At 64.7% G+C, this 2,435-nt stretch carries 3 protein-coding genes and 1 pseudogene; 1 reads left to right on the top strand and 3 read right to left on the bottom strand.

The annotated features are described in order from the left end of the window. A partial coding sequence (locus VJS90_RS13760; protein WP_324122197.1) for a DUF2784 domain-containing protein occupies positions 1-275 on the bottom strand: 275 nt, incomplete at its 3' end. Positions 276-373: 98 nt separating this feature from the next. On the opposite strand from VJS90_RS13760, the gene VJS90_RS13755 reads away from it, so the two are divergent. Further along, on the top strand, positions 374-1,087 hold the full coding sequence (locus VJS90_RS13755; RefSeq protein WP_324122196.1) for a YebC/PmpR family DNA-binding transcriptional regulator: 714 nt from the start codon (positions 374-376) through the stop codon (positions 1,085-1,087). A gap of 75 nt (positions 1,088-1,162) precedes the next feature. Here the strand turns inward: VJS90_RS13755 and VJS90_RS13750 are convergent, their stop codons facing one another. Next, positions 1,163-2,311, bottom strand: coding sequence for an ABC transporter ATP-binding protein (locus tag VJS90_RS13750; protein ID WP_324122195.1), 1,149 nt, complete (start codon positions 2,309-2,311; stop codon positions 1,163-1,165). Between the two features lie 19 nt (positions 2,312-2,330). Continuing rightward, positions 2,331-2,435, bottom strand: a pseudogene (locus VJS90_RS13745) (ABC transporter permease); the annotation flags it as partial.

The following is a 2,435-nucleotide window of genomic DNA, read 5'->3' as shown; positions in this document are numbered from 1 at the left end:
GTAAGCCCGGCGGGATAGATCAGTGGCCAGACATAATGCTCGACAAACCCGCCCTGGTAGCCTGCCTGGCCCGCGGCGGCACGGGCCTGGTTTTCCCAGCCGGTCAGCGGGCAGTCCAGGTGCAGGCATTCCACCGCCAGGCCCCAGGCCAGGGCGGGCAGGTGGATGACCAAGGCGCCACGCCACCTGAGCACCAGCAGCCCGCCGAACAGCACCAGCAGGATGAAGGCCAGGTGCAGCAGGACAAGGGCGTCGGCGGTGACGCGCATCAGCATCGAGGTCTCCTCGCAGTAGGCGAAACCCCCATCAGCGATTAAACTCCACTACTTTGCCGGTCGCTTCCTGAACCGGCACCTGGAGCAAGAGAACCGAGATGGGCGCACAGTGGAAAGCCAAGCATAGAGAAGCCGCAGCCAATGCCAAGGGCAAGATCATGGGCAAGCTGGCCAAGGAAATTCAGATCGCCGCCAAATCGGGCGCCGATCCGGACATGAACCCGCGCCTGCGCCTGGCCGTGGAACAGGCCAAGAAGGCCTCGATGACCCGCGAGACCCTGGAACGGGCGATCCGCAAGGGCGCGGGGCTCGACGGTGACCAGGTGCAGTACCACGCCGTGAGCTACGAAGGCTTCGCGCCGCACCAGGTGCCGCTGATCGTCGAGTGCCTCACCGACAACGTCAACCGCACCGTCGCGCAGATCCGCGTGCTGTTCCGCAAGGGCCAGCTCGGTGCCAGCGGTTCGGTGGCGTGGGACTTCAATCACGTCGGCCTGATCGAGGCAAGCCCTGAAGCGGCTGACGCCGATCCTGAACTGGCGGCCATCGAGGCCGGTGCCCAGGACTTCGAGCCGGGCGAGGAAGAGGGTTCGACCCTGTTCATCACCGAGACCACCGACCTGGATGCCGTGCAGAAGGCTCTGCCGGAGTTCGGCTTCAAGGTCAGCGCGGCGAAGATCGGCTACACCCCGAAAAACCCGGTCAGCGCCGCCAGCCTGACGGCCGAGCAACTGGCCGAGGTCGAGGAGTTCCTGGGCAACATCGACGACAACGATGACGTGCAGAACGTCTATGTTGGTCTGACTGACTGAGTAAAGACTACCTGTGCCAGCCCGCTTCCGTGAGGAGCGGGCTTGCAGGGTGATGAGTCCACTACCGTGCACTCATCAATGCGCGCCGGCTGCCTTGCTCAGGTCGCTCTCGGCCCATTCGGTATAGACGCAGGCATCCGCCGTCGCCCAGCGCACCTTGACCGTATCTCCCGGCTGCATCGGCATTCCCGCCGCTGACAGCGCCTTGACCGTCATCTCGGTGCCGCCAGGCGTTACCACGTGGCACGTCTGGCTTTCACCCAGGAACAACACCTCGCCGACCTTGGCACTCACCTCGTTCCAGCCCGCAGGCAGCGGCTCCCGGGCAGCTTGCCCGGCGGTCAGGGCCAACGCCTTTTCCGGGCGAACCATCAACAGCACATCCTGCTGCGCGGACAACCCCGGCGTCAGGCGGATCGACACCGGCTGGCCCTCGAAGCTCGCCGCGCCATTGCTGCTGGCCTTGATCCGCAGGAAGTTCGAGTTGCCCAGGAACGAGGCGACAAAGGCATTCGGCGGGTTCTGGTACAAGTCGTACCCGCTGCCCAGCCCGACGATCTTGCCGTGACTGAAGATAGCGATGCGCTGCGACAAGCGCATGGCTTCTTCCTGGTCGTGGGTCACGTAGACGATGGTGATGCCCAGGCGGCGATGCAGCTGACGCAGCTCGTCCTGCAGGTCTTCACGCAGCTTCTTGTCGAGCGCGCCGAGCGGTTCGTCCATCAGCAGGATGCGTGGCTCGTACACCAGCGCCCGGGCAATCGCCACCCGTTGTTGCTGGCCGCCGGAGAGCTGCGAGGGGCGGCGGTGGGCGAAGCTGTCCAGTTGCACCAGCTTGAGCATGGCGTCGACGCGCTTGGCGACTTCACTGGCGTTCTGCTTGCGGATGGCCAAGGGAAAGGCGATGTTCTCGCGCACCGACAAGTGCGGAAACAGCGAGTAGCGCTGGAACACCATGCCGATGTCACGCTTGTGCGGCGGCACCTTCACCAGCGACTTGTCCTCGACCAGGATCTCGCCACTGCTGGGCGTTTCGAAGCCGGCGAGCATCGACAGGGTGGTGGACTTGCCCGAGCCGCTGGACCCCAGGAAGGTCAGGAACTCGCCGTCCTGGATGTCCAAGCTGATGTTGTCCACGGCCGCGAAGTCGCCGTAGTGCTTGTTCAGGTTGCGCAGGCTGACCAGGGTCTTGCGGTGCGCCGAATCTTTGATGACTGCACTCATTGTTGTTCTCTCCGGGCGCTCAGGCGCTGACTTCGTTGCGCCGGCGCAGGGCGGCGGCTATGACCATGACCACGACCGACAGGGCGATCAGCAGCGTCGAGGCGACGGCGATCACCGGGGTCAG

Source organism: Pseudomonas sp., from assembly GCF_035277045.1.
In the GTDB taxonomy this organism is placed as follows: domain Bacteria; phylum Pseudomonadota; class Gammaproteobacteria; order Pseudomonadales; family Pseudomonadaceae; genus Aquipseudomonas.
Note: the sequence above shows the minus strand (reverse complement) of the source record. Positions and strands in the feature narration are given on the sequence as shown.

Coding starts and splice junctions, on each gene's coding strand:
- VJS90_RS13755 (WP_324122196.1), top strand. CDS start 374: ATGGGCGCACAGTGGAAAGCCAAGCATAGAGAAGCCGCAGCCAATGCC.
- VJS90_RS13750 (WP_324122195.1), bottom strand. CDS start 2,311: ATGAGTGCAGTCATCAAAGATTCGGCGCACCGCAAGACCCTGGTCAGC.